Source organism: Rothia sp. HMSC075F09 (assembly GCF_001810515.1).
Classification (GTDB): domain Bacteria; phylum Actinomycetota; class Actinomycetes; order Actinomycetales; family Micrococcaceae; genus Rothia.
On record NZ_KV801794.1, the window covers coordinates 25604 to 52506 of the forward strand.

Genomic DNA, 26903 nt, shown 5'->3' on the forward strand with positions numbered 1-26903 from the left:
GCAGAGGGGGCACTCCCCCGCGAGCATCGTCCGCGAGCCGACTGTACGGAACTGCATAACGTGCATCGCCCGCAAAGCCAACTTGACATACTCAGCCCTTGTGGAACTGAACTTTGACGGCGCAACGGACATGCGTAGCGGGGGCTCCGTCCTCAAGGCGCCCCGGCGCCGCAGAGGGGGCACTCCCCCGCGAGCATCGTCCACAAGCCGTCGCTCCAACCGCATATAAGTAGCAGAAAAGGCTCTCCGGTATGTCGGAGAGCCTTTTCTGTATGTGCTAGAACTAGCGAAACTAAACCTTACGGCGTAGCCGGTCACGCGTAGCGGGGGCTCCGTCCTCAAGGCGCCCCGGCGCCGCAGAGGGGGCACTCCCCCGCGAGCGGGAACCGGTGCGCCGTTGTTGGTAGTCGGAGTACTAGTCCAGGTAGTCGCGCAGTACCTGCGAACGCGAGGGGTGACGGAGCTTCGACATGGTCTTCGACTCAATCTGGCGGATGCGTTCGCGGGTCACGCCGTAGACCTTGCCGATTTCGTCGAGGGTCTTGGGCTGACCGTCGGTCATGCCGAAGCGCATTGCGACCACGCCGGCTTCACGCTCGGAGAGGGTGTCGAGCACGGAGTGGAGCTGTTCCTGCAGAAGGGTGAAGGACACTGCATCTGCGGGGACGACTGCTTCGGAGTCTTCGATGAGGTCGCCGAATTCGGAGTCGCCGTCTTCACCGAGGGGGGTGTGCAGGGAGATGGGTTCGCGGCCGTACTTCTGGACTTCGATGACCTTTTCGGGGGTCATGTCGAGTTCCTTGCCGAGTTCTTCGGGGGTGGGTTCGCGGCCGAGGTCCTGAAGCATCTGGCGCTGCACGCGGGCGAGCTTGTTGATGACTTCTACCATGTGCACGGGGATGCGGATGGTGCGGGCCTGGTCTGCCATTGCGCGGGTGATGGCCTGGCGGATCCACCAGGTTGCGTAGGTGGAGAACTTGAAGCCCTTGGAGTAGTCGAACTTTTCGACGGCGCGGATGAGGCCGAGGTTGCCTTCCTGGATGAGGTCGAGGAAGAGCATGCCGCGGCCGGTGTAGCGCTTGGCGAGGGAGACTACGAGTCGCAGGTTGGCTTCGAGCAGGTGGTTTTTGGCTCGCTTGCCGTCGTGGACGACCCAACGCAGGGCTTTCTTGAGGTCTTTGTCCATGTCGGGGTTTTCAGCGAGCTTGTGTTCGGCGTAGAGGCCTGCTTCGATGCGCTTGGCGAGGTCGACTTCCTGCTGTGCGTTGAGCAGGGAGACTTTGCCGATTTGCTTGAGGTAGTCCTTGACGGGGTCGGCGGTTGCGCCGGGGGTGACGACGCGCTGTGCGGGTGCGTCGTCGTCGTCGTTTGCGGTGAGGACGAAGCCGGAGCCCTTGGCTGCTACTGCTTCTGCGGCCTTCTTTTCTTCTATTTTGGCTGCGGTTTCTTCGTCTTCTTCGTCGGTTTCGTCTTCGCCGTCGGTGGTTTCGAGTTCTTCGTCGAGTCCGAGGTCGAATTCGTCGTCGCTCTTTTTGCGGCGGCCACCGGTCTTGCGCTTGGTTGCGGTTTTGGTGGTGGTGGTGGTTTTGCGGGTGCGCTTGGGCTTGTCTGCCTCGGTTTCGGCAGTAGTTTCGGCAGTGGTTTCAGCACCGGTTTCGGCGGTTGCGCCGGTGGTGTCTTCGGTTGCCGCTGCGGCTTTGGTGGTTGCCTTCTTGGTGCGGGTGGTCTTGGTGGTGGTTTTTGCGACGGTTTCTTCGGTTGCGTCGCCGGTCACGGTCTTCTTGCTGGTTGCAGGTGCCACTAGAACCCTTTCTGGCTTGTGGTGGGGTGTTTTGTTTGCAAAACACCTAAGACCCTGTCAAGTCTGTGCTGGCGTCCTCGGTCGGGGTGTTTGCTGCGTTTATCCGGTTTAACGCTGTGGGGGCGGGTTTTATTCCGCGTGCGTTGGGCGGTTTGCAGGGTTCCGTTGCTCGTTGTGTGGAGCGGTTTGAGGGCGCGTTATAGCGCATTGACTGTACGGGGTCAATATATAAGTATTGCAGATTTTTGGTTGCTTTCAACTTGACGCGCTGTTTGGGTGGCTTGTGGGCCTGGTTTTGGGTGAGTGCGGCTGTGTGCGGGAGGGGCGTGCCCGGTGGCGCGCCCCTCCCTCGTTTTGTACCTCGCTTTTAGGTGCCGGTTTTAGGTGCCGGGCTTTTAAGGTTTTCGGGGTTTGAGGGTGCTGATGGGTTCGCGGTGTGTTCCGGGTTCGCCGCAGATGGTGTATTTGATCCAGGCGGGTAGGTTGCCTGCGTTGAGGTGTACATCGAGGATGTTGAGGTCCTTTCCGAATGTGTGGCGGTGGGCTTCTTGGCGGAGCATGCGGGCGTAGGTGCTGTAGCCCTTGTACCAGTTGGCCCAGGCTTGGGTGTTGCGTAGTTCGGCGTATTCTCCGTCGGTGCTGTGGGGTGTGAGCAGGCTGGTGAGTAGTTCGAGTGCGTTGAGGCGTGCCCAGTGGGGGCTGTCTAGTTTTCCTTTGAGGGCGTTGAGGTAGTGGGTGTAGACGGCGTGGTGTTTGGTGAGGTATTCGCTGTTGGTGCAGCTTTCGTCGATTCGTTGTTTGAGGTTTTCGAGTTTGTTGTGGGCGTTGTGGTCTTTGGGGTGTTCCTCGAGGCGTGGGAGCAGGTCGCGGCTGATGGTGTTGAGTTCGGCGGCGCTGGCGAGGTCGGCGGGGGTGAGGTTTTCGAGTGCCCAGCCGTTGAGGTTGGTGTGCTGGTTGCTGCGGTTCTGTTGAATGCTGCGGCTCTGCTGAATGGTGCGGTGGGTGCGGCGGATCCAGTCTTGCCATTGCACGCATTTTTCGGGCACGGCGCGTACGTGTGCCTGTTCGGTACCGGGTGTGGCGCTGAGTGCGTGGGTGAAGCTGGCGGGGATGTAGGTTTTGCGGGTGATGCGGGTGCCGTAGCGGGGTGGTTCGAGCGGCGCGCGGTCGGGGCTGGGGTATTCGCCGCCGAAGGCGTGGTAGGTGTATTGGGCGGAGTAGTGCAGGTAGGCGAGCGCTTTTTGGGCGTGGTTGAGCCCGTAGCCGGCGAGGTAGGTGAGCATTTCGGCGGTGATGGGGTTGAGGGTTGCGGGTGCGATGGAGGCGCGTAGGTGCCCGGCGATTTCGGCGGGGATGAGTTCGCGGAGTGCGTCGCCGATGGTGGGCGCGTCACCGGTGATGGGGTTGCCCGCGTTATCGACCGGGTGGGTGGTGAGCAGGTGCGCGGCGGCGTTGATGGCGGCGTCCCAGTAGCAGAGGTCGATTTGGGCTTGGCGGTAGATGGTGCGGACGCCCTGGCGGGCTTCGTCGTGGCGGGTGGTGTGGGTGTGGTCCCAGAGTTCTACGGCGTTTTCCCAGTCGTGGCGGGTTTCGGGGTTGGCTGTGGGGTCGGTGTCCCAGGGGCTGTGGGCGTAGTTGTGTTGGGCGGTGTCGGCGATGGTGTCGCCGTGGCGGGTGAGCCAGGTGTAGTAGCTGCTGTGGCGGATTTCTTCGATGGGTGCGAGGAGGGTGAGCGCTTGCTGTTCGGGGTTGAGCGCCCAGATGCTGGCGCCGCCTGCGTAGATGACGTCTTCGCAGCGTAGTTCGCTGACGATGCGCGGGTCGTGGAGCAGGTGGAGCCATGCGTTGATGGGGATTTGGGTGTCGACGTCCTGTTGGATTTCTTCGATGGCGGCCAGTTGCGCGGTGTCGGGGTTGAGTTGGCGTTGGCGTACGGTGTTGTCGCCGTCGATGATGATGGCGTAGAAGCGGGTGAGGGTTTCGCCGTTGTGACGGGTGGGGAGTTTGGTGAAGGTTTCGTGCAGGAAGTCGGCACGTTCGCTGTGGGTGCAGGGTTCGTCGGGTAGGTTGACGCGCAGGCTGGGGCCGAGGGTGTCATCGGTTGCGGTGAGGATGATGAGTGAGTGGTCGGGCCAGTAGCCGTGCTGGTGGAGGGCGCAGCTGAGCACGTCGTATTCGTTGCGGATGGGCGGGGGCGTGTCGTAGCCGCTGTGGAAGTGTTCGTTGTGGAAGTGGTCGCTGTTGGGGGTATTGCCGTTGGAGGTATTGTTTGCGTTCATGCCTTCACGGTGGCATGGTTTGCGCGGGGTACGGGGTTAAACAAATAAATCTGTGGATACTTCGGTTCATGTGTCCGTTGGTTCCACAGATTTATTCGTATTGTTCGTTTGTGCGCCGAGGTTTGTCCACAGCGGCGCGGGGTGCCGCGTCATAATTTGTCACGCACTATCTGGCACGCACTATCTGGCGGGCGGTATCCGACGGACGGTATCCCCTATTGCGCGCACCTATTGTTCGCCCACATCTATTGTTCGTCGAGGAACCGCTCGAAGAGCGCACCAATCTCGTCGCGGCTGGGCACGTTGTGCGCGTCGCGTCGCGAGAGGGGAATCGCAATATCGGAGGTGCGGAAGTTCTCGTCGTAGTTCTCTTCCATGGCCGTGATCATGCGACCGATTTCGGGGTTCTGCTTGACCTGATCGTTGATCTGGCTGTGCACGTGGCGTGCGGCTTCGCGCAGGTTCTCGGTGGGTAGCGAGAGGTGCGCCGCCATGCCCACGTGTTCGAGGGCGGTGAGGGTGCCCTGCGGCAGGTCCGCCTCCGAAATGTACTGGGGAATGTTCACGCCGAAGCCGACGGTGTCGATTCCGTTTTCGGTGAAGAGCACTTCCAACAGGTTGGTGACGGTCGCGTGCACGTCCGCGCTGGGCTTCCACGGGGAGATGCCGTGAATCAGGTCCTTGCGGGAACCGTGCGCGGTAATCGGGAAGGGGCGGGTGTGCGGCACCGGCATGGGGAATGCGGAGACCAGCACGACCAGGGATGGCTTGACCCGCTGGGCGATGGTCAGCACCGCCTTTTCGAAGCGCTGCCACTGCAGATCCGGTTCGGCACCGGTGAGCAGCAGGAACGGCTTGTCGAGGCTATCTTCTACGGCGTAGAGCTTCAGCTGCGGGTATTGCGGCGTTTCGAAATGGTCTTTTTCGTAGCGAATGTAGGGGCGGCGGGCACGGTAGTCGTGCAGCTGGTCGCTGTCGAACTCGACGATTTCAATGTTTTTGAGTTCGCTGAGTAGCACCTGTCCGAGCTGGCCGGCGGTGGAGCCTGCGTCTTGCGGGCTGGAGAGGGCGATGACGAGGGTTAGCCCGTGCATCCTGGGGTCGTCCAATATTTTGGTGTTGGCTAAGTAGAGATCTTCGGGGTTGAGCATTACGCCTCCTCACTTCTGTCTGGTTCGCGCCGCGTTCGGGGGGGCTTAGCGTTTTCTGCCGGCACCCGAGGTGTTGGGGCGAAGGGGCGTCTTCTGTTATCTGACGCTTTCCGTAGTCTTTCATTTTATGCCACTACTGCCCTGTCTCGACAGCGTGTGGGCTTTTCTCGCAGTAGGTGAACTTGTTTGGTGTCTCGTCTACGTTCTTAAGACGCTACAGCTCGGCTTCTTGTGTGTTTTCTGTTCTGCCAGCTGTTCGGGGTGAGAGCTGAACCTCACGCCCTCTTACATATCCGTGTAGAGTAGAAGCAGTAGTCCGCGCGGCTTTGCGCGGCGGTATTCATCCTCACTCTTCGAGGGCCTACAGTTGAGTTTTTCGGGCGCGAGGATGTGCCCCGACTATTTTGAGAAGACATACGCAAAGGAGTAACGATGTCTCTGTCTCTGTCTATTCACAGCACCGACCTTGAAGCGCTCGAAGCTGACGTTCTGGTTCTGGGCGTTCTGAAGGGTTCGGACGGTGCGTACCTGGCACCGAGCTCCCTGTCTGAGGACTCTGTTGAGGGTATTAACGAGCTGCTGGAGGCGCTGGGCGCCTCGGGTGCCCCCGATCAGCTGCTGCGTCTGCCCGGCCTTGAGGACACCGGCGCCGGCATTGTGGCGCTGGCGGGTCTGGGCTCTGATACTGCTGAGGGTCAGGAGCGCCTGGATGCTCTGCGTTACGCGGCTGGTTCTGCGGCTCGTCAGCTGGTTGGTTCTGCTGAGGAGGTCGCTTTCGATTTCGGCGTTTCTTCGGTAGAGGAAATTGAGGCTATTGCTCACGGCGCTGTGCTGGGCAACTTCATTGAAGAGGGTCTGCGTTTCAAGACCAAGGATTCGATCAAGGAAGAAATCGAGTCCATTCTGATTGTTTCCTCGATTGACCAGGAAGAGGCTGAGGAGGCTCTGGTTCACGCCCTGGTTCTGGGTGAGACCGCTAAGGATGCTCGCCGCCTGGTGAACCTGCCTCCGTCGCACCTGTACCCGGAGACTTTCGCTGAGTTCGCTGCTGAGGTCGCTGAGGATTACGCAAATATTGAGATTGAGCTGTTCCACCACGATCGCCTGGCTGAGGAGGGCTTCGGCGGCATTTCCGGTGTTGGTCAGGGTTCGCCTCGCAAGCCGGTTCTTGCCGTTGTGAAGTACACCCCGGAGAACCCGAAGGCTCACGTTGCTCTGGTCGGTAAGGGCATTACTTTCGATACCGGTGGTAACTCGCTGAAGCCTGCCGCTTCGATGATGACCATGAAGTGCGATATGGCGGGTGCCGCATCCGTTCTGAACGCTGTGCTTGCTTCTGCTGAACTGGACGTTCCGGTTGCTGTGACCGGTTACCTGTGCCTGGCTGAGAACATGCCCGGCGGTCACGCTCTGCGCCCGGAGGACGTCATCACCATGCGTGATGGTCGTACCGTTGAGGTTCTGAACACTGACGCTGAGGGCCGCCTGGTCATGGCTGATGGTATTGCTCTGGCTTCTGAATCGAACCCGGACGTCATCCTGGATATCGCTACTCTGACCGGTGCCGCTATGGCTGCTCTGGGTCTGCGCACTGCGGCTCTGCTCGGTGACGAGGAGATTCGTGACCGCGTGATTGCAGCCGGTGCTGCTGCGGGTGAGGCGTACTGGCCGATGCCGCTGGAGTCCTACCTGCGTAAGAGCCTGGAGTCCCCCGTTGCTGATATTAAGAACATTGGTTCCCGCTACGGTGGCGCCCTGACTGCGGGTCTGTTCCTGAAGGAGTTCGTGGGCGAGGGCATCCCCTGGGCTCACCTGGATATTGCGGGCCCCGCGTTCAACGAAGAGGCTCCCTACGGCTTCACCCCGAAGGAGGGTACCGGCTTCGGTACCGCTACCCTGGTGAACTTCATCCAGTCCTACGCTAAGTAGCCTGTAGCTTTACTGGGCGCGCGGCATCACTAGGTACGTGTCCGTGCGCATCCACCAGCATAGACATCCGCCAGCATAGAGCTGATCTGAGGAGGGCTTCTCGGTATTCCTACCGGGGTGCCCTCCTCTGCATCTGTTCTTGACTGGTTCTGTTCTTGACCGGTTCAGTGCGACCGAGGTGGTGGTCCTGCCATCTGACTGTTCCCTGCCATCTGGTTGTTCTATGACGCGCCGCTTTTCTTGCGTGGTGAAAAATTTGGGGTGTTTGGGCGATTAATCGGCTAAAACCGCCCTGAGTGAACTTAAACGACCTTCAACGGGGGTATTGTTGTATTAAGTGTTTTTCTGCGTACGCGGAGGGGCGCGCGATTTTTTGTAAGTCGCGGGCCTTTCGCGCATGCTGGGAAACCTACCAATAAATTGGTAAAGAACTCATTGCAGGGGTCTTTAGCCCCAACAACTATGCAAGGGAGCAATATCGTGGCTCAAGAATTCGACATCCTCATCCTCGGCGGCGGTTCCGCTGGCTACTCTGCAGCTATTCGCGCACGCCAGCTAGGCTTCACCGTCGGCCTGATCGAGAAGGAAAAGGTCGGCGGCACCTGCCTGCACACCGGCTGTATCCCCACCAAGGCGTACCTGCACGCTGCTGAGCTGGCTGAAGAGGCACGCGAGGCGTCCAAGGTTGGCGTTAACGCTGTGCTGCAGTCCATCGAAATGGGCAAGGTTCGCGATTACAAGGACGGCATCGTCTCCGGTAAGTTCAAGGGTCTTGCAGGCCTGCTGAAGATGAAGGGCGTAGAGGTTATCCCCGGCGAGGGTAAGCTGACCGCTCAGGACACCATCACCGTCGGTGGTGTTGAGTACAAGGGTAAGAACATTATCCTGGCATCCGGCTCGGTCTCCAAGACCTTCGGTCTGCCCATTGAGGGTCGCGTTCTGACCTCCACTGAGGCACTGGAGATGGACTACCTGCCCAAGAGCGCTATCGTGCTCGGCGGCGGCGTGATTGGTTGCGAGTTCGCATCCATGTGGAACGCTATGGGCGTTGACGTCACCATCATCGAGGGCCTGCCGAACCTGGTTCCCAACGAGGACCCGGCAATCATCAAGGTTCTGGAGCGTGCGTTCAAGAAGCGCGGCATCAAGTTCAACACCGGCACCCTCTTCGAGAAGGTTGAGCAGGACGCTAACGGTGCTAAGGTCACCCTGGCTGACGGCAAGGTCTTCGAGGCAGAGATCGTTCTGGTCGCTGTTGGTCGTGGCCCGAACACCGCAAACATGGGCTACGAGGAGCAGGGCATCCCCATGGATCGCGGCTTCGTCCTGGCTAACGAGCGCCTGCACACCGGCGTTGGCAACATCTACGCTGTTGGCGACATCGTCCCCGGCGTTCAGCTGGCTCACCGCGGTTACCAGCAGGGTATCTTCGTTGCTGAGGAAATCGCTGGCCTGAACCCCTCCATCGTTGAAGACGTGAACATCCCCAAGGTCACCTTCTGTGACCCGGAGATCGCTTCCGTTGGTTACTCCGAGCCCAAGGCTAAGGAGAAGTTCGGCGCTGAGAACGTTGAGACCGCTGAGTACAACCTGGCTGGTAACGGCAAGTCCGCTATCCTCGGTGCTACCGGTATCGTGAAGGTTGTCCGCCAGAAGGACGGTCCCATCGTTGGTGTTCACGCTATTGGTAAGCGTATGGGTGAGCAGATTGGTGAGGCTCAGATGTGGGTTGCTTGGGAAGCATTCCCCGAGGACGTCGCTAAGTTCATCCACGCACACCCGACTCAGAACGAGTCCCTGGGTGAGGCTGCAATGGTCCTGAACGGCACCCCGCTGCACAGCGCATAAATTTTGCTGACTGGCGTTAGCGCGTCAGCTTAGTATTGACGACCGTTGGTCGTTAGCGGTTGCCGGGCGTGTCCGCTGAACAACGCCCCTATCTGGATGCGCGTCGACGTGCTTTGACGCATACGGCGCGCATCCGGGTCGCCGCTCACATTTTTCTAGTTCAAGCATTCACAAGGAGAACGGGAAAGATTATGTCCCACACCGTAGTACTGCCCGCACTGGGCGAGTCCGTGACCGAGGGTACCGTTACCCGCTGGCTCGTTGAGGTCGGCGACACCATTGAGGTTGACGCACCCCTGGTTGAGGTTTCCACCGACAAGGTTGACACCGAGGTTCCCTCCCCCGTAGCAGGCGTTGTTGAGCAGATTCTCGTCCCCGAGGACGAGGACGTCGAGGTTGGCGCTGCTCTGGCTATCATTGGCGACGGTTCCGGCGCTGCTGCTCCGGCTGCTCCCGCAGCTGCTGAGGCTCCCGCAGCTCCCGCTCCGGTTGCTGAGGCTCCCGCTGCACCCGCTGCTGCTCAGGCTGCTCCCGCAGCTGCTGCTGCAGGCATCGAGGTCGTACTGCCCGCACTGGGCGAGTCCGTCACCGAGGGCACCGTTACCCGCTGGCTGAAGGAAGTTGGCGAGCAGGTTGAGGTTGACGAGCCCCTGGTTGAGGTTTCCACCGACAAGGTTGACACCGAGGTTCCCTCCCCCGTAGCAGGTACCCTGCTCGAGATCCGCATCCCCGAGGATGAGGACGCAGAGGTTGGCCAGGTTCTGGCTATCATCGGCGACGCTTCCGCTGCTGCTGCACCGGCTGCTCCCGCTCCGGTTGCTGAGGCTCCCGCAGCTCCTGCAGCACCCGCTGCTGCTCCGGCTGCACCCGCTGCACCCGCAGCTCCTGCAGCTCCTGCAGCTCCCGCTGCACCTGCCGCTCCGGCAGCTGCTGAGGGCGAAGCATACGTGACCCCGCTGGTCCGTAAGCTCGCTAAGGACAACGGCATCGACCTGTCCACCGTCAAGGGCACCGGTGTTGGTGGCCGCATCCGCAAGCAGGATGTTCAGGCTGCTATCGCTGCTAAGGGTTCCGCTGCTCCCGCCGCTGCTGCTCCCGCTGCAGCTGCTGCTCCGGCTGCTGGTTCCGCAAAGGCACCGCACACCTTCGAGGTTTCCCCCAAGCGTGGCACCGTCGAGAAGACCGCACGTATCCGCCAGGTTATTGCAAAGCGTATGCGTGAGTCCCTGGACATCTCCACCCAGCTGACCCAGGTCACCGAGGTTGACGTGACCCGCATCGTTCAGCTGCGTGCAAAGGCTAAGGACGGCTTCGCTGCTCGTGAGGGCGCTAAGCTGACCTTCCTGCCCTTCTTCGTCCAGGCATCCGCTGAGGCTCTGCAGCAGCACCCCGCTCTGAACGCTTCCATGACCGAAGACTACAAGCAGATCACTTACCACGGCTCCGAGAACATCGCTATTGCTGTGGACACCCCCAAGGGTCTGCTGGTTCCCGTCATCAAGAACGCTTCTGACCTGGGCATTGCTGGCCTGGCAAAGGCTATTGGCGACCTGGGTGGCCGTGCACGTACCGGCGACATCTCCCCCGAGGAGCTGTCGGGTTCGACCTTCACCATCACCAACATTGGTTCCTTCGGTGCACTGTTCGACACCCCGATCATCAACCAGCCGAACGTTGCAATCCTCGGCACCGGTTCCATCGTGAAGCGCCCCATGGTTGTTAAGGATGTTGACGGTAACGACGTTATCGCTATCCGCTCCATGTGCTACCTGTCCCTCACCTACGATCACCGCGTGGTCGACGGTGCGGACGCTGGTCGCTTCCTGCACACCCTCAAGACCCGCCTGGAGGAGGCAAACTTCGAGTCTGAGCTGGGCCTCTAAGACCTGCATAGATTCAAGGAAGTTTCCTTGTGGCGGTGCCCTGATGGGTAACCGAGCGTAGCTCTCCGGGTTTTCCCGGACGGTGAGCAAAAAGGCGGCGGTTCCATCCACTTCGGTGGGTGGGGCCGCCGCCTTTTGTTGTGTCCGCGTTTCTACAGCGTCAGCTATACAGCGTCAGCTTCAGCTATGCAGGGACGGGTTCGGCGCGGGCTATCTCCCAGCCTTTCTCCCCACGGTGCAGGTCGAAGATGACTTTCTGGCGGGTGACGCCGTTTTCTTCGCTGAGTTTGCGGGCTTCCTGCTCGGTTTTATCGGCGCGGTAGCCGGGCGCAGAGACTACCGCCATCACGCGGATATTCTCGCTGTCGCGACTGAGTTCTTCTGCGGTGTCTAGGGTGAGCTCTGCACCGCCTCGAGCACGGCGTTCTTGGTTTCGCTGGTCGATGAGGGCTCGTAGAATCTGATCGCCCTGAGCGCTTTTATCCTGTGCGGCTGTATCCTGCGCGCTCTGATCCTGTGTTTCCGTGCCGCCGGGCTCATGCTCCCCCGCTGCGTTCACAGATTGAGCGGATACGGGCTGCGCCGTTGCCGGGGCGTTCTGCCCGTAGAGGGTGAACCCGAGAGGCAGCGCAATAGCCCCCAGTGCGAGCGCGGCGAGTCCCAGGCGTGCAGCCAGTCCCAGGCGCGCGGAGGGGCGGGCGAAAGCACCGCGTAGCACCGTCAGGCGGGATGTGCCCGTCGCATCTGCGTTCTTTAGAGCGGGCGGCGCAGTCTTTGCGAAGCTTGCCGTGGGGCTCACAGTGGGGCTCAACGGCTTAGAACCTGCGGTAGCTGCGCGCCCCGATTTCTTCACGCCCGGCTTCTTCACGCGAGGCAGATGCTCTGCCAGGTAGCGTTGAGCCTTCTGCGCCTTTGAGAGCTTCTGTACCGGCGCGGGCTCCACAGCTGCGGGAATGAGGGCGCGGGCTCGTTCTGAACAGCTCAGGTAGACGTTGAGCGGGCGAGGCGGCACCTCCTCCGCCAGGGCGACCACGGAGCTGAGCCCTGCGAGCGCCGCCTCCTGGGCAGGTGCGTCCAGCAGGTATTCGAGGGCTCTGCCGAGGCGCTCAATCCACTCGCTACTGGGCGCCCCATTGGTTGCAATACCGCCCGCTCCCATGCGCTGTGAATCCATGCGCAGTGAGAGGGGTACGCGGGCGGTGGAGGGTTCCGGCGCGTGCCCGCAGGCGGCTTGCCAGAGCAGGGCTGCTGCGGAGCGTGCGTAGTTGCCCCGAGCGGCGGTGAGCTGTTCCGTATCTTGAGGGGCCGCTTCACGGTAGACAGCGTCAGGTAGCAGGAGTTTGGGCACTCCGGCGGCGCTCAGAGCGATGTATTCGGCGCTTAGTTCGGCGCGCCCCTCCCCCACCTTTTTGAGGCTGCCGAGCGCCCGGTGCAGGGTTCGCGCCAGGGTCATGAGCTCGGCGGGTGTCAGGGTGCGAGCGCGCAGGAGCTTGTCAAGGGTGCCCGCATCGAGGGGCTCGTACCAGAGGCACAGCTGATTGGCGCTATCGGTGCTCTCACCAGTAACGGCGTGGAGCTTGGCGAGTCCGGGCGCGTTACGTAGGGCGGCGGCTACCTGCGGGGTCTGGGCGTGCCGCTGAGCGGATACATCCGTGTTTTCCTCGAATCCGTACCCGTTGGCTGCCGACCGCAGAGCGGGAGCGGACAGGGCAGGCTGGGGAATGGTGCGCAGGGTGTAGCGTCCGGGGTGCGCAGAGGGTACGGCGGGTGCGCCCTCGGTGGTTTCGCCCCGGTACTCGACAATCTGCAGGGTGGGCAGAGCCGGGTTTGCGATGCTTTCCAGAACGTGTGCTTCTTTGCTTCTCATACCATCATGTTATCAAACTGCATCAAATAATATCTTTAAGCACACTAAAATACTTCAAGTACTCCAAAGAATCCTATAGGTTAATTCAGGTATTTATCAACCTCTTCAACTCTCCTACCCCTGAGTACACTCTCATATAACATTCCGGCGTGTTCGCTCATCACGTGATTCAGGGCGCCCTAATTTCCTTCCCTCCACTAGCAGTACTAAGGTAGAAAGTATGTCTGTGACGATTGAACGCGTGGGCTTCGCCCCGAATTATGTGAACTACGTTGAGTGCTTGGATGAGCAGTACCGCATCCACGATGAGGTGGCTAACCGCACCCGCCAGAATACGATTCTTCTACTTGAGCACGAGGCAGTGATTACCGCCGGTAAACGTACCGAAGATCACGAGTACCCCGCAGACAAGTCCACCCCCGTCGTCAAGATTGACCGCGGCGGCAAGCTGACCTGGCACGGCCCCGGCCAGCTGACCGGTTACCCGATTCTGCGTCTGCCCGAGCCCATTGATGTGGTGGCGTATGTGCGCATCATCGAGGAAATCATCATTAACGTCCTGGCTGGTCTGGGCATTAAGGGTGAGCGCGTTGAGGGTCGTAGCGGCGTGTGGATTCTGGGCGACGGCGTCACCCAGGACAAGAAGATCGCGGCACTGGGCATGCGCGTTTCGCGTAACACCACCATGCACGGCTTCGCGATTAACTGCTGCAATGACACTGCACCTTTCCAGCAGTTCATTCCCTGCGGTATTAGCGATGCGGGTGTTACCACCATTTCGGAGCAGCTGGGCCGCACCGTCACCCCCGCCGATATTTTGGAGCCGCTGGAGGCGGAGCTTCTGAAGTATCAGGACCGTCTGGCGGAGTCCTTCGAGCCCGTCGCGGCGCAGGACTAAACACCGGAGCCTGGACACCGGAGCTAGGTACAGCCGAGAGGCGCTGAACGAGCCGCGCATCCGGGCTTGTTCGTCATATACGAACATCAGTTTCACCTACGCCTGAGCGGGCGTAAAATAGAAGGTGGCCCACCTGTACAGAGGGCACACCGAGACCAAGGAGAAAACTTTTGAGTACCGCACCTGAAGGACGCAAGCTACTGCGTGTGGAGGCCCGCAACGCTGAGGTTCCCATTGAGAAGAAGCCTCACTGGATTAAGACCAAAGCTATCGTTGGCCCCGAATACAACGAGATGCGCGAGCTGGCTCGCGGTCAGGGTCTGCACACCGTGTGTGAAGAGGCTGGCTGCCCCAATATTTACGAGTGTTGGGAAGACCGTGAGGCAACCTACCTGATTGGTGGCTCCGAGTGCACCCGCCGTTGCGACTTCTGCAATATTGCGACCGGCAAGCCCGTCGCTGTTGATTACGCTGAGCCGTTCAAGGTTGCTAAGAACGTGAAGGTCATGGGTCTGCGTTACGCAACCGTGACCGGTGTTGCTCGTGACGATCTGGAAGACGGCGGTGCGTGGCTGTACGCAGAGACCACCCGCCAGATTCACAAGATGTGCCCGAACACCGGCGTTGAGATGCTCGTGCCCGACTTCAAGGGTGTTCCCGAGCATGTTCAGAAGGTGATTGACGCTAAGCCTGAGGTGTTCGCTCACAACTTGGAGACCGTCCCCCGTATCTTCCGTCAGATTCGCCCGGCGTTCCGTTACGAGCGTTCCCTGGATGTTATTACCCAGGCTAAGGAAGGCGGCATGGTCACCAAGTCCAACCTGATTCTGGGTATGGGCGAGACCGATGACGAGATTTACGAGGCGCTGTGCGATCTGCACGATGCTGGCTGTGACATCATTACCCTCACCCAGTACCTGCGCCCCGGCCCGCTCTTCCACCCGATTGAGCGTTGGGTGAAGCCGCAGCAGTTCGTGGATTTTGCGAACATGGCTGAGGAGATTGGTTTCGCTGGCGTTATGGCGGGCCCGATGGTTCGTTCTTCGTACCGTGCAGGTCGCCTGTGGGCTCGTGCAATGCGTAAGAACGGCTACCCGATCCCTGAGAACCTTGCCCACATTGAGGGTGAGGGTGCAGCCCTGCAGGAAGCCTCCTCCCTGGTGGCTGCGGGCTACTAAGCCTTTTCAGAATCTTTCTGAGAGCGTTGAGGCTCCTCGAACCCGGTGTTCGTCCGGTGTTCGGGGAGCCTCCCCTTATGCCCCGTCCCTTGTGCGGGTAGGGTAAACTAGAAAAATTGCAGGCATACACTGCATCGTTACGTCACTATGGTTCCGTGAGCGTTTGAGGCGCTTCTCGGGGCCGCGGAAGAACCAGCCGAGGAAGAATCGTGGCAGATAAGCGCGAAGAGAAGAAAAAGAAGAAGGAACGCACTCCGGGCACTTTCGCCCAGATGAAGCAGGTCTACCAGATGACCAAGAAGTCCGACCCGAATATCGGTTGGATTCTGAGTCTGTCGGCTCTGGGTACCCTTTTGGTTTTCCTCCTCATCGGTATTGCCCTGGGTAACTGGATTACTTTCCTGATTCTGGGTCTGGGCGTTGCCGCTATTGTGGCGATGCTTCTGCTGGGTCGCCGCGCGCAGACTGCGGCTTTTGCTCAGATTGAGAACCAGCCCGGTCGTAGTGGTGCGGCGATGAACTCGGTGCGCCGCGGTTGGATTGTTGAGGAGCAGCCCGTTGCTGCAAACCGCAACCAGGATCTGGTGTTCCGTGCGCTGGGCCGTCCCGGTATTGTGCTGGTGACCGAGGGCCCTCACAGCCGCGTGAACTCGCTGGTGAACACTGAGAAGAAGCACCTGAACCGTGTGGCTCCCGGTGTGCCGGTTCATGTGATTGAGACCGGTCACGATGAGGGTCAGGTTGAGCTCAAGGACGTTGTGAAGACTATGAACAAGCTTCCGAAGGCTCTGACTCAGCAGGAGATGCAGGTTGTTTCTGGTCGCCTGAGCACTCTGAACACTATGCGTAACCCGATGAATGGTCTGCCGAAGGGTGTTGACCCGATGCGTGCACGCCCCGACCGTCGTGCGATGCGCGGCCGCTAAGCGAGACGCTGATATAAGGTTTTGAAGGCTCCGGCTCTTCCCGTGTGGGGAGGGTCGGAGCCTTTTGTTATACCCGGTTATTGCGTTGCTGAGGGCATTGCTACTGGCTTTGCTACTGACTCTACTGAGGGCGTTAGCATCTGCACTGCGTGTCGTGAGGCAACCAAGATGTAACTCCTTTCCAGGATTTGTAACATTACCGAAACACGATAGTCACGCACGCGCAAAAAATAACCACTATGCTTGATATGTCACAGGGTTTTGCCCGCGGCCAAAAACTAAACCAAAGACTGAATGTGATGAGGGAAGATACCCTCCTGCACCGTCAGTCGAACAAGGAGCAGTCCTCATGTTTACCAGCCCCCAGGAAGTTCTCGACTTTATCAAGAACGAAGAAGTAGTCTTCGTTGATATCCGATTCACCGACATGCCCGGTGTGCAGCAGCACTTCAACCTGCCCGCTAAGGCGATTGATGACGATTTCTTCGTCAACGGCCAGCTTTTTGATGGCTCCTCCATTCGCGGCTTCCAGGGCATTGCAGAGTCCGACATGCAGCTGATTCCCGACGTTCAGTCTGCGTACGTTGACCCCTTCCGCATTGAGAAGACCCTGGTCATCATCTGCTCCATCGTGAACCCCCGCACCGGCGAGCCCTACCACCGTGACCCCCGCGGCGTCGCTGAGCGCGCCGAGGCGTACCTGCAGTCCACCGGCATTGCAGACACCGCGTTCTTCGCATCCGAGGCTGAATTCTTCGTCTTCGAGGATGTCCGCTACCAGGTCGAGCCGAACTCCGTGTTCTACAAGATTGACTCCGATGAGGCTCCCTGGAACACCGGCCGCAAGGAAGAGGGCGGCAACCTGGGCAACAAGACCCCCGTCAAGGGCGGCTACTTCCCCGTCTCCCCCGTCGACAAGCAGGCTGACCTGCGTGACGCAATGTGCGTAGCAATGGACGAGGTCGGCCTTGAGGTTGAGCGTAGCCACCACGAGGTGGGCGCAGCCGGCCAGGCAGAAATCAACTACAAGTTCGACACCCTCACCAAGGCTGCTGACGACCTGCTGAAGTTCAAGTACGTCATCAAGGGCACCGCAGACGCATGGGGCAAGTCCGTGACCTTCATGCCCAAGCCCGTGTTCGGTGACAACGGCTCCGGTATGCACTGCCACCAGTCGCTGTGGCAGGACGGCGAGCCCCTCTTCTACGACGAGCGCGGCTACGCTAACCTCTCTGACACCGCACGCTGGTACATTGGCGGTCTGATTGAGCACTCCTCCGCTGTTCTGGCGTTCACCAACCCGACCGTGAACTCTTACAAGCGTCTGGTTCCCGGCTACGAGGCTCCCATCAACATGGTGTACTCGCAGGGTAACCGTTCCGCCGGTATCCGCATCCCGATTACCGGCACCAACCCGAAGGCTAAGCGTCTGGAGTTCCGTGCACCGGACCCCTCCGCTAACCCCTACTTCGCGTTTGCTGCTCAGCTGATGGCTGGTCTGGACGGTATCCGTAACCGCATTGAGCCGCCGGCACCGATCGATAAGGACCTGTACGAGCTGCCCGCTGAAGAGGCTAAGGACATCAAGAAGGCTCCGGCTAACCTGGAGGAAGCTCTGGCGGCTCTGGAGGCTGACCACGACTTCCTGCTCGAGGGCGGCGTCTTCACCGAGGACCTGATTCAGGCTTGGATTGACTACAAGCGTAAGAACGAGCTGGAGCCGCTCTCGCTGGTTCCGCACCCGCTTGAGTACCAGCTGTACTACGGCGTCTAATCTTTCTTCCTGAACGGTGCCCCTTGTAGGGGGTGCGTTCTGGAGAACAGGCAACGGCCTATATGTTCCTCTGGGAACGTATGGGTCGTTGTTGTGTGCTCGGGCATATCTCTACGGATTTCTATCTTGCTGTAGCACTTTTGGCGACAGTACGTGTCCAATATTTTTCTGCTTCGTTGAGCCTCGTGTATCTTAGTTGCGCTTAGAGCGGCTCTAAGGGCTAAGCTGTTGGTGCTGGCGTTCCCTCCCTTTTTGTCGTGCAACCGGAGGGAACGCCAGTCTATTTTTATGCCCTTGTGCAGTTGACTGCTTTCAGCACTCTAGAGGCCACATCATAAGATGTTGTACCCGCTAGTCCCGGGGTTCTTCCTGCACGGGCGTACAATGAAAGTGCGTGCGCCCGGCCGGCGGCACCTACGAATTCCTAGAGAAACGACATCACAACGCCGTGTTCTCCCCGCCGCCCTTCCCCTTTTTAGCATCAGCTAGGGCGAGTATCGCCGATGACCGACCGACCCGTCTGACGCCGCATCCACTGTAACGAGGAGAAATCTCATGGCATATCAGCCGACCATCCTAAACGGTGAAACTGTTTTCCGTAACGAAGTTTTTCAGACCGGCCTCATGTCCCAGCTGCTGGACGGCATCTACGATGGCGAGATGACCATCGGTGAGCTTCTGAGCCACGGCAACTTCGGTGTGGGTACCTTCAACGGCCTCGACGGCGAAATGGTCGTCCTCGACGGCGTCTGCTACCAGGTGCGCCACGACGGCTCCGTATCCCTGCCCGACCTGCGCCAGCAGACCCCCTACGCCGTGGTCACCAACTTCGTGCCCATGATTAAGCGCGAACTACCGCATAACCTACTCCGTAAGTCTGCCTCGCAGATTCTGGATGACTTCACCGTCTCCAAGAACTACATGTACGCCATCAAGATTTACGGCGAGTTCGAATGGGTCCGCACCCGCACCGTCATCAAGCAGGAGAAGCCCTACCCGAAGATGGTTGCGGCCACCGAGAATGAGGACATTGTCCAGTTCGATAACGTAACCGGCACGATTGTTGGCTTCCGCACCCCGATCTACGAGCAGGGCATCTCGGTGCCCGGCTGCCACGCCCACTTTATCGATGATGAGCGCGTTCAGGGCGGCCACGTGGTCGACTTCAAGCTGCGCTCGGCAAAGGTCGAGATTTGCCCCGGTACCGGCCTGCAGCTGCACCTGCCGCTGACCCCCGAGTTCTCCTCCGCTAACCTCTCCCCCGAGGACCTGGCTGAGCAGATCTCCAAGGCTGAAAAGCACTAAGCTTCTTTCCCACCGGGATATGGCAACGGGATATAGCAACGAAGGAGCCGCCCTCTACAAATCTGTAGAGGGCGGCTCCTTCGTGGTTATACGCGCTGTCGTGTTTATACACGCTGTAAAGGGCGCTTATGCCTCCGGCACGAACTCGCCGTGGCCGCGCTCGCGCAGGGCAGCACGCACCTTCTCAGCAGCCGCATCCAGCTCTTCGGCGGTAGCATCCTTCTTCGCGTTAGCGGGATCGTAGTCAGCCATGCCGTCAGCCGGGAACAGGTGGATGTGGGTGTGCGGAACGTCGAAGCCCGCAATCATCAGAGCCACACGGTCCTTATCAAACGCCTGATCCAGGGCACCAGAAATCTTGTGCGCCACAGCGAACAGGTGCGCCGCCAGCTCAGCCGGCAGGTCGGGCCAACGGTCAATCTCTGCGCGGGGAACGAGCAGCAGGTGACCTTCCGACAGGGGCATGATGTCCAGGAAGGCGACGCAGTGCTCGTCCTTCCAGACGAAGCGGCCGGGAATCTCACCCTCAATAATCTTGGTAAAAATCGTGCTCACAATAATCTCCTTCATGCGCCGTCACCGGCACGTTTGAAGCTCAACGGTCAGGCTTACGCCTCAATCTCAATGCTCTCACCGGGGTTCAGGTGCTTCAGCTCAGTGCCGTACTTCGCGCCGAAGTTCGTCACCAGACCCTCAATAATGCCGGTGCCGTTCTGGTTAATCATGCCATTGTGAATCGGAACCACACGCTGAGCGCCGGTCGCAATCACAAAATCAATGACTTCCTGAACCTTCGACCAGGGCGCGTGAATCGGCACCAGAACGGTATTCGCACGCACGCGGTGAGGAACCACCAGCGAGTCACCCGGGTGGTACAAGGCACCGTTAATCAGGTAACCGACATTGGCGATGGTCTGAATCAGCGGGTGAATCAGGGCGTGCTGACCGCCGTAGGTCTTCACCTCAAAACCGGGGATGCTGAACTCAGAATCAGAGGAAACAACGGTAACCTCGGCAGCGGGCACAGCCTCCTTAATGACCTGGGCAACAGCCTCGGGAGCCCAAATCTTCAACGGGGTCTGCGACTCGGCACGCTGAGCAATCAGCGGCAGCACCGACGGGCCGTCAAAATGGTCCGGATGCGCGTGGGTCACGAACAGGTAATCGGCGCCTTCCAGCGCGGTGGCGTGTTCGCCTTCTGCAGCAAAGTTGCCGGGGTCAAGAACGAGGGTGCGCCCCTCATTCTCAAGGCGGATACATGAGTGGGTGTACTTCGTCATTTTCATAGTTTTAGTCTACCGTTAACCCTCATTCGTGCCTGTTGATGACTTCAATTTTTGAGATAAAGCGCAAATCAACCACCTTTTGAACGCCTCTAGTGTAAAGTCGTAAGACAAGATCGACCACACAATGGGACGGATTTCCGCCCCGAAAGGTTCAGCAATGGACACTCATATTCCCGTACGGAGAATTACGAAGCCCGCCGAAGCCCGAAATACCCGCCAGCGTCGCATCATCAAGGCGACCATGGAAGAGCTCGGCGATTTCATCTCAGCACAGGATCTGCACCTGACCCTCGCGAACCGCAAGGAACAGGTCTCTCTCGCAACCACCTACCGCGTGCTGCAGTCGCTGGCTAACGCCGGTGAGCTCGACTCGGTCAAGGGCGTTGAGGGTGAGACCCTGTACCGCCACTGCCGGGTGAAAGATCACCACCACCACCTGCTCTGCCGCCGATGCGGCACCGCCATTGAGCTAGAAGCACCCGCCCTCGAGGACTGGGCACTGGCTATGGGTAAGCAGCACGGCTTCTCGGAGCTGGAGCACGTGGTTGAAGTGACCGGTTACTGCCCGGACTGCACTTTGGCACGTCGCGAGGAAGAATCGCAGGGCGGCGCTGCACGCTAACGTTGCAGGCTAAGCCGCAACCTCTAAGCCCCTCATTCTGAGGAGCTCTCCCCCACCGGGGAAAACCTTCTCAACGAAGGATACGGCGCCTTCAAAGATTTTCGACGCCGCTACAGCACGACACACAGGGCATCAGGACAAGGCAACACAACGCCACACAGGTTGAGCCCGCATTGCGCACCGGGTACATGACCCGTAGCGCTAACACAGCACGACAACGAAAGAGCCCCACCTCATTCCCGAGGTGGGGCTCTTTCTATAGGTCTTATGCCTTCTCAGCCAGCTGGCGGCCCGACGCGCTATGGCGGCGCTTCACGCCACCAATCACACGGCACACCACGTAAATCAGGAAGGAAATACTGGTCACGTAGGGGCTAATCGGCAGCGAACCGGCAAGAGCCAGCAGAATACCGCCCACAATAGACGCCTCCGCAAACAGCACCGACAGAATCAGGGTGCGTACCGGAGATGCCGTTACCTGCATCGCCGCAGCCGCCGGAGTAATCAGCAGCGCCAGCACCAGCAGCGAACCGACCACCTGCACCGACAGCGCCACAGCAATACCCAGAATCACCATGAACACCAGGGACAGGAAGCGCATCGGCACGCCCTTAGCGCGCGCGACCTCCGGGTCCAGGGAAGCAAAGCTCAGCGGACGCCACACCATCACCAGCAGGGAAATAATAACCACCGCACCAATAATCATGGTGTGCAGCTGGTCGGCATCCACGGACACGATCTGACCGGTCAGCAGACCAAACTTATTCGCGCTACGGCCCTGGTACAGGGAGAGGAAGAGAATACCCAAGCCCAGGCCGAACGGCATGAGCGCACCAATGACCGAGTTCGAATTGCTCGCTTTAGAACCCAGAAAGGCAATCAGCAGAGCCGAGGCAATCGAACCGACCATGGAGCCGGTCACCACGTCATAGCCGAGCAACAGGGCAAGGGCTGCACCCGCGAAAGACATTTCAGAGACGCCGTGCACCGCAAAGGCATGGTCGCGCATCATCACGAAAATGCCGACGAAACCGCCAATAAGGCCTAGCACAGCGCCAGCAAAAATGGAGTTCTGCAGCATCTGCAGCAGCTCGCCGTAGCGGTCAAAAACGAAGATACGGGAGAGCAAATCGTTCTGCGCGGCGGCAACCGGTGCCAGAGCGGGGAGGGAAGCAAGAATGGTCATCGAGTGGTTCCTCCCGGAAGGTGTAGAGTGCGCTGCGGTTCAGAAAGACCAGATTTCAGGTGGGAGCCGTGAATGTTCTGGTCGGTGCCCTCAATATGGCAGTGGTCGCTGGCGTGAGTCTCACCCACCACCACGTAACGGCCATTAGACTTGAGCACGCTCACCGGGGTTCCGTACAGGGAGGTGAGAGTCTCGCTGGTCATGACCTCTTCCACCGAGCCGACCGTGAAACGACCGTTCGCCAGGTAGAGCACACGATCCACATGCTCAATGATGGGGTTGATTTCGTGGGTCACGAACACTACCGCCACGCCGCGTTCACGGTTGAACCGGTGAATCAGCTCAGCCACCGCGTACTGGTGGTTGAGATCCAGGGAGAGTAGCGCCTCGTCAGCCAGCAGAATCTTCGGGTCGTTCGCGAGCGCCTGGGCGATACGCAGGCGCTGCTGCTCACCGCCGGAGAGCAGCCCCACCGGCACGTTCGCGTATTCGGTCGCGCCGACGGCTTCGAGGAGTTCGTCAACCTTGGCGCGGTATTTGCGGCCGTGCAGGCGGATGCCCCAGCGGTGCCCGTCCACGCCAAGTCCCACGAGGTCGCGGGCACGCATCGGGGTGGAGGTGGGGATGGACTTCTGCTGCGGTACGTAGCCGACGCCAGCGTTGCCCAAACGTGCGGGTTTGCCGAGCACAGAGATTTCTCCGGCGTTGAGTCCGGTCAAGCCGAGAACGACTTTGAGGAAGGTGGACTTGCCGGAGCCGTTGGGTCCGAGCACGGCGAAGTATTCGCCTGCGCCGATGTCGAGGGTTAGATCTTTCCAGAGGGTGCGGGCCCCGAAAGCGAGGCTACCCCCGCGAATGGAAATCGCGGGGGCGGCACCGTTATTGTTGTCAGTCACTTAGGAGAGCGCCTTTTCGAGGTTGCTGACGTTGGTCTTCATCCATGCCAGGTAGTTGGTGTTTTCCGGCAGGGTTTCGGTGAAGGATACGTAGTTCACCGAGGCGTCCTTAGCTGCCTGCAGCACCTCGTTGGTCTGGGAGGTGGAGGTCTGCTCGTTGTAGGCGAGTAGCTGGACCTTCTTCTCGGTGACCATGTCCTTGGTTTCCTTCAGGACGAGTGCGGGGACGTCGTTGCCGGCTTCGGCTGCCTCAGCGAATTCGCTGGGGGTTGCGTTCTCTGCGCCGGTGGAGGAAATCAGGTAGTCCGGCACGGGCTCGGTGGACAGGTACTTCTTGCCTTCACCGGCGATTGCTTTGGCGGTGGTGTCCAGTGCGTCCAGTTCCTTGGAGAAGGTGGATGCGTTGGTGCGGAACGTCTCAGCGTGTGCGGAGTCGAGGCCTGCGAGCTCTTCAGCGATCTTCTGGGCGACCTTCTTCATGGTTTCGAAGTCGTACCAGAGGTGCTCATTGAACTCGTGTGCGTGGGCGTGGTCGCCGCCGTCTTCGTGGTGTTCGCCGCCGCGGTGGTCCTCGACCAGGTGGGTGTATTCGGCGTCGGTGAGCTTGCCGCTGACCTTGACCGCGTTCACGATCTTCTGGGAGGCGTTGTCCTTGCCGGCGAGGTCTTCGAGGAACAGGTCGTAGCCTGCGCCGTTGATGACGATCAGGGAAGCGTCCTTTGCCTTGAGGCGGTCGGCGCTGGTGGCTTCGTAGGAGTGGGGGTCGGTGCTGGTGGAGGCGATGAGTGCGGTGACCTCAATGTAGTCGCCGCCGACCTGCTTGGCGATGTCTGCGTAGACGTCGGTGGAGGCGACGACCTTCACCTTGCCGTTGTTGGAGCCAGCCGAGGAGGACGAACCGGAGGAGGTGCTGTTCTCGGTTGCGCAGCCTGCCAGCAGCAGGGAGGACGCGGCGAGTGAGCCCATTGCGGTGAGGAAGTGCTTGCGGGTGATCTTCGGGTGCGACATGAGGGCTCTCTTTCGGTTCGTTCTAGTCTGTAGGTTCCTTAACTACATCATGCGCACACCCGTATAAACAACTCTTTATTGGTGTCATTTGGGTGCTGTTAGGCAACCCTTTTCCCTGTTAGTAGCTTATGCAACAGGGATAGTTAGCTCAGCCTACTGCGCTCCCCCACCGCTACTTTATACTGCCGCTTCATCCCGCCGTCTGAGAGTGCCCCTTGGGTACACCCATAAGCCGTTTCTGACCGCAAAACAGCCCGCCCTGCGCCCTCCTTGACGAGGGCATCGGGCGGGCTGTGTGTTCAAGATTTCCCTGTTTTATTCGGGATATCTCACGATACGGCTACTGGGCTTATTACTGGACTTCGCGCGCCTGCTGTCGGCGTACACGCTCACGCACCGCATCCTGGGTGGTGTCGTTGATTTCGCCGACGAGCTCCTCCAGCACGTCTTCGAGGAAGACCACGCCGAGGGTTACGCCCTGTTCATCCATAACCTGCGCGATATGGGTTCGGCTACGCTGCATGGAGGCGAGCGCATCGTCAATATCGGTGGTCGGGGTGAGCGTGTCCAGGGAACGTAGCTTGTACCAGGGGAAGGGCTCGTCGAACCGCTCGGGGGCGATGGCGAGGGCATCCTTCACGTGCAGGTAGCCCATGTAGGTTCCGTCGCTGTCGGTAATGACGAAGCGGGAGTAGCCGTTGCGGGCCACGGCGCGTTCCAGTTCGGCGGGGGTGCTGCCGAAGGGCAGGGTGACGAGCTTATCGCCGGGCACCATGATTTCGTAGACGTCCTTCTCGGTGAATTCGAGGGCGCTTTCAATCACGCCGGCGTCGTCTTCCACGGTGCCTTCCGCGGTTGAGGTTGCCACGATGGTCTGTAGCTCGCCCAGGGTGAAGGTGGAGGCGACCTCATCCTTTCCTTCGACCTTCATGAGCGCCAGCAGCTTATTCGACAGGTTGTTCAGCAAGGCGACTACGGGGGCGAAGATCTTGGAGAAGGTCACCAGGGTCGGCACAATCCAGAGGGCCACGCCGCGGGCGGCGAGGGTCACGGCGGCGTTCTTGGGAACCATCTCGCCGAAGATCACGTGCAGGTAGGTGACCAGGATCAGGGTGATACCGAAGGCGAGCACGTCCACGATCGCGTGGGGCAGGCCGACCAGGTGCAGAGGCACCTCCAGCATGTGGTGCAACGCCGGTTCTGAGACGTTCAGAATCAGCAACGAGCAAATGGTGATGCCCAGCTGGCAGGTGGCGAGCATAAGCGAAACGTTTTCTAGCGCGTAGATGACGGTCTGCGCTCGCTTATTGCCTTCTTCAGCGAGCGGTTCGATTTGTGCTCGTCGGGTGGACATGATGGCGAATTCACCGGCGACGAAGAAGGCGTTTCCGGCGAGCAGGATGACGAGCAGTGCGATGGCTACCCAGTCGTTCATGCGTTGCCTCCCTTCTCGGTCTGTTCCTGTGCACTAGTGGCGGGCGTGGGGGTGAATCGGATGCGGTCCACGCGGCGGCCTTCGAGGGTATCGACGCGCAGGGTACCGCCGGTTACGGGGACGCTGTCGCCTACTTCGGGGATGCGGCCGAGCCGTTCCATCATGAAGCCGCCGACGGTTTCGTATTCGGGGCTTTCCTCAACCTCGAGCCCGGGGATGAGGGTGTTGATTTCGTCGGGGCGGCGCAGGCCGGAGAACACCCAGTCGCCGTTGCCGTAGCGTAGGGGGCGTTCGGTGCGGCCGCGGTCGTGTTCGTCGGAGACTTCGCCGACGATTTCTTCGACGAGGTCTTCGAGGGTTGCGATGCCGGCGGTTCCGCCGTATTCGTCGAGGACCACGGCGAGCTGCAGGGCGCCCTGGCGTAGCTGGGTGAGCAGCGCGTCCAGGTGCAGGGTTTCGGGGACCTGCAGCACGTCTTCTGCGAGGGCGCCGGCTTCGAGAGTTTCGCGAACCTCCGGGGGCACGCCGACTGCCTTCTTCACGTGCACGACGCCCACGATGTTGTCGTGGTCGCCCTTGTAGAGGGGGAATCGGGAGTGGCCGGTGGAGCGTGCCAGCTTGATAACTTCGGCAACGGGGGCGGTGTCTTCGAGCATGGCGACCTGGCCGCGCGGGGTCATGACTTCGGAGGCGGTCAGCTCGGAGAAGCGCAGGGTGCGGTCCACGAAGCGTGCCGCGTCGGAGTCGAGGGTGCCTTCTTCTGCGGAGCGGCGCACCATGGAGGAGAGCTCTTCGGGGGTGCGTGCCGCGGAGAGTTCTTCCTTGGCTTCCATGCCGAAGCGTCCGAGGATCCAGTTGGCGGAGCCGTTCATGATGCGCACGAGCGGGGACATGACGCGGGTGAAGGCGAGCTGCGCGGGGGCGACTCGACGGGCCACATCGTAGGGTTCGGCGATAGCGAGGCCCTTGGGCAGCAGTTCGCCGACGACCATGGAGAGCAGGGTTGCGATGAGCATCGCCAGCACCAGGGTGAGTATGTCGGTCACGCTAGTGGGCAGACCCAGGCTGCTGATGGCGCCGGTGGTGAGCGCCTTGATGGCGGCGTCGAGGGTGTAACCGGTCAGCAGCGTGGTGATGGTGATGCCGATCTGGCAGCTGGACAGCTGAGTGGAGAGTGTCTTGAGGCAGCGCAGGACGGCGTCGGCGGCTTTATCGCCGGAGTCCTTTGCCTGCTGCACGGTGGCGGTTTCGAGCGCCACGAGTGAGAACTCTACGGCAACGAAGAAGCCGGTACCCAGGATGAGGAGCAGGCCGATGAGTAGGAGAATCAGATCCACTCAGCCACCGCCTCCATCGACTGGTGTGCTGCGCCTTGGGCTTGGCGGGGTAGCCCCGCAGCCAGGCTGTCCAGATGCTGAGCATCGGAGGTGGTGTTTTTGGGTGTTACAGTGCCGTGTTGTGCAGAGTACGCGGGCAGTATTCTGCGCTGGCTAGTAGTCAGAGTCTTACTCAAAGGGTCATCCATACCCCATATTTTAGCGAAGGTTTCGTCTCTTCCCGGTGCTGTAGAGTGCCCGCTCACACGTGCAAGACAGTACTTGTTGCGCACGCGGCTCATTGCTAATCCGTAA

At 60.0% G+C, this 26903-nt stretch carries 21 protein-coding genes; 9 read left to right on the forward strand and 12 right to left on the reverse strand.

The annotated features are described in order from the left end of the window. Positions 1–415: 415 nt before the first annotated feature. From HMPREF2749_RS07000 to HMPREF2749_RS07010, 3 genes are all read right to left on the reverse strand, one after another. A complete protein-coding gene (locus HMPREF2749_RS07000) occupies positions 416–1801 on the reverse strand; it encodes an RNA polymerase sigma factor (protein WP_049349549.1) in 1386 nt (461 codons plus the stop codon). Positions 1802–2196: 395 nt separating this feature from the next. Then, complete coding sequence (locus HMPREF2749_RS07005; RefSeq protein WP_049349547.1) at positions 2197–4080, reverse strand: hypothetical protein; 1884 nt, start codon at positions 4078–4080, stop codon at positions 2197–2199. A gap of 245 nt (positions 4081–4325) precedes the next feature. Beyond that, positions 4326–5231: a PAC2 family protein gene (locus HMPREF2749_RS07010; RefSeq protein WP_070593910.1), complete on the reverse strand. Its 906-nt coding sequence runs from the start codon at positions 5229–5231 to the stop codon at positions 4326–4328. A 432-nt stretch (positions 5232–5663) separates the two neighbouring features. Between HMPREF2749_RS07010 and HMPREF2749_RS07015 the strand changes: the two genes are divergently transcribed. From HMPREF2749_RS07015 to sucB, 3 genes are all read left to right on the forward strand, one after another. Next, a complete protein-coding gene (locus tag HMPREF2749_RS07015) occupies positions 5664–7160 on the forward strand; it encodes a leucyl aminopeptidase (RefSeq protein WP_070593911.1) in 1497 nt (498 codons plus the stop codon). A gap of 462 nt (positions 7161–7622) precedes the next feature. Then, a complete protein-coding gene (gene lpdA, locus HMPREF2749_RS07020; RefSeq protein ID WP_044145795.1) occupies positions 7623–9008 on the forward strand; it encodes a dihydrolipoyl dehydrogenase in 1386 nt (461 codons plus the stop codon). Between the two features lie 191 nt (positions 9009–9199). Next, positions 9200–10891, forward strand: a complete 1692-nt coding sequence (gene sucB / locus HMPREF2749_RS07025) for a 2-oxoglutarate dehydrogenase, E2 component, dihydrolipoamide succinyltransferase (RefSeq protein WP_049349541.1) — start codon at positions 9200–9202, stop codon at positions 10889–10891. Between the two features lie 184 nt (positions 10892–11075). On the opposite strand, the gene HMPREF2749_RS07030 is transcribed toward sucB, so the two are convergent. After that, on the reverse strand, positions 11076–12758 hold the full coding sequence (locus HMPREF2749_RS07030) for a hypothetical protein (protein WP_049356572.1): 1683 nt from the start codon (positions 12756–12758) through the stop codon (positions 11076–11078). A gap of 136 nt (positions 12759–12894) precedes the next feature. On the opposite strand from HMPREF2749_RS07030, the gene lipB reads away from it, so the two are divergent. The 5 genes from lipB (at position 12895) to budA (ending at position 18839) form a co-directional block, all read left to right on the forward strand. Further along, positions 12895–13656, forward strand: coding sequence for a lipoyl(octanoyl) transferase LipB (gene lipB, locus HMPREF2749_RS07035; protein ID WP_256388346.1), 762 nt, complete (start codon positions 12895–12897; stop codon positions 13654–13656). Positions 13657–13826: 170 nt separating this feature from the next. Continuing rightward, positions 13827–14834, forward strand: coding sequence for a lipoyl synthase (gene lipA, locus HMPREF2749_RS07040; RefSeq protein WP_005505472.1), 1008 nt, complete (start codon positions 13827–13829; stop codon positions 14832–14834). A gap of 209 nt (positions 14835–15043) precedes the next feature. Beyond that, a complete protein-coding gene (locus tag HMPREF2749_RS07045) occupies positions 15044–15760 on the forward strand; it encodes a DUF4191 domain-containing protein (protein WP_049361920.1) in 717 nt (238 codons plus the stop codon). 349 nt (positions 15761–16109) lie between these two features. After that, a complete protein-coding gene (gene glnA / locus HMPREF2749_RS07050; protein ID WP_005508615.1) occupies positions 16110–17534 on the forward strand; it encodes a type I glutamate--ammonia ligase in 1425 nt (474 codons plus the stop codon). 555 nt (positions 17535–18089) lie between these two features. Further along, positions 18090–18839 (forward strand): acetolactate decarboxylase, encoded by a 750-nt coding sequence (gene budA, locus HMPREF2749_RS07055; RefSeq protein ID WP_005505457.1) that lies wholly within the window; start codon positions 18090–18092, stop codon positions 18837–18839. 126 nt (positions 18840–18965) lie between these two features. On the opposite strand, the gene HMPREF2749_RS07060 is transcribed toward budA, so the two are convergent. Together HMPREF2749_RS07060 and HMPREF2749_RS07065 are read right to left on the reverse strand one after the other, a co-directional pair. Continuing rightward, positions 18966–19394, reverse strand: coding sequence for an HIT family protein (locus HMPREF2749_RS07060; protein WP_005505456.1), 429 nt, complete (start codon positions 19392–19394; stop codon positions 18966–18968). 53 nt (positions 19395–19447) lie between these two features. After that, the gene (locus HMPREF2749_RS07065; RefSeq protein ID WP_049356570.1) at positions 19448–20125 is read right to left on the reverse strand and encodes an MBL fold metallo-hydrolase; all 678 of its coding nucleotides are present in this window, start codon (positions 20123–20125) and stop codon (positions 19448–19450) included. Between the two features lie 157 nt (positions 20126–20282). Between HMPREF2749_RS07065 and HMPREF2749_RS07070 the strand changes: the two genes are divergently transcribed. After that, on the forward strand, positions 20283–20747 hold the full coding sequence (locus HMPREF2749_RS07070) for a Fur family transcriptional regulator (protein WP_005505454.1): 465 nt from the start codon (positions 20283–20285) through the stop codon (positions 20745–20747). Between the two features lie 265 nt (positions 20748–21012). Here HMPREF2749_RS07070 and HMPREF2749_RS07075 read toward each other — a convergent pair whose 3' ends face one another. From HMPREF2749_RS07075 to HMPREF2749_RS07100, 6 genes are all read right to left on the reverse strand, one after another. After that, positions 21013–21933, reverse strand: a complete 921-nt coding sequence (locus HMPREF2749_RS07075) for a metal ABC transporter permease (RefSeq protein WP_005505453.1) — start codon at positions 21931–21933, stop codon at positions 21013–21015. Continuing rightward, the gene (locus tag HMPREF2749_RS07080) at positions 21930–22829 is read right to left on the reverse strand and encodes a metal ABC transporter ATP-binding protein (RefSeq protein WP_005508610.1); all 900 of its coding nucleotides are present in this window, start codon (positions 22827–22829) and stop codon (positions 21930–21932) included. Before HMPREF2749_RS07080 ends, HMPREF2749_RS07075 begins: the two co-directional genes overlap by 4 nt. Beyond that, on the reverse strand, positions 22830–23837 hold the full coding sequence (locus HMPREF2749_RS07085; protein WP_005505451.1) for a metal ABC transporter solute-binding protein, Zn/Mn family: 1008 nt from the start codon (positions 23835–23837) through the stop codon (positions 22830–22832). It lies immediately after the preceding gene. Positions 23838–24189: 352 nt separating this feature from the next. Continuing rightward, positions 24190–25272 (reverse strand): hemolysin family protein, encoded by a 1083-nt coding sequence (locus tag HMPREF2749_RS07090; RefSeq protein WP_070593912.1) that lies wholly within the window; start codon positions 25270–25272, stop codon positions 24190–24192. Then, the gene (locus HMPREF2749_RS07095) at positions 25269–26609 is read right to left on the reverse strand and encodes a hemolysin family protein (protein ID WP_070593914.1); all 1341 of its coding nucleotides are present in this window, start codon (positions 26607–26609) and stop codon (positions 25269–25271) included. Before HMPREF2749_RS07095 ends, HMPREF2749_RS07090 begins: the two co-directional genes overlap by 4 nt. Next, on the reverse strand, positions 26600–26785 hold the full coding sequence (locus HMPREF2749_RS07100) for a hypothetical protein (RefSeq protein WP_141747370.1): 186 nt from the start codon (positions 26783–26785) through the stop codon (positions 26600–26602). Before HMPREF2749_RS07100 ends, HMPREF2749_RS07095 begins: the two co-directional genes overlap by 10 nt. Between the last annotated feature and the right edge of the window lie 118 nt (positions 26786–26903).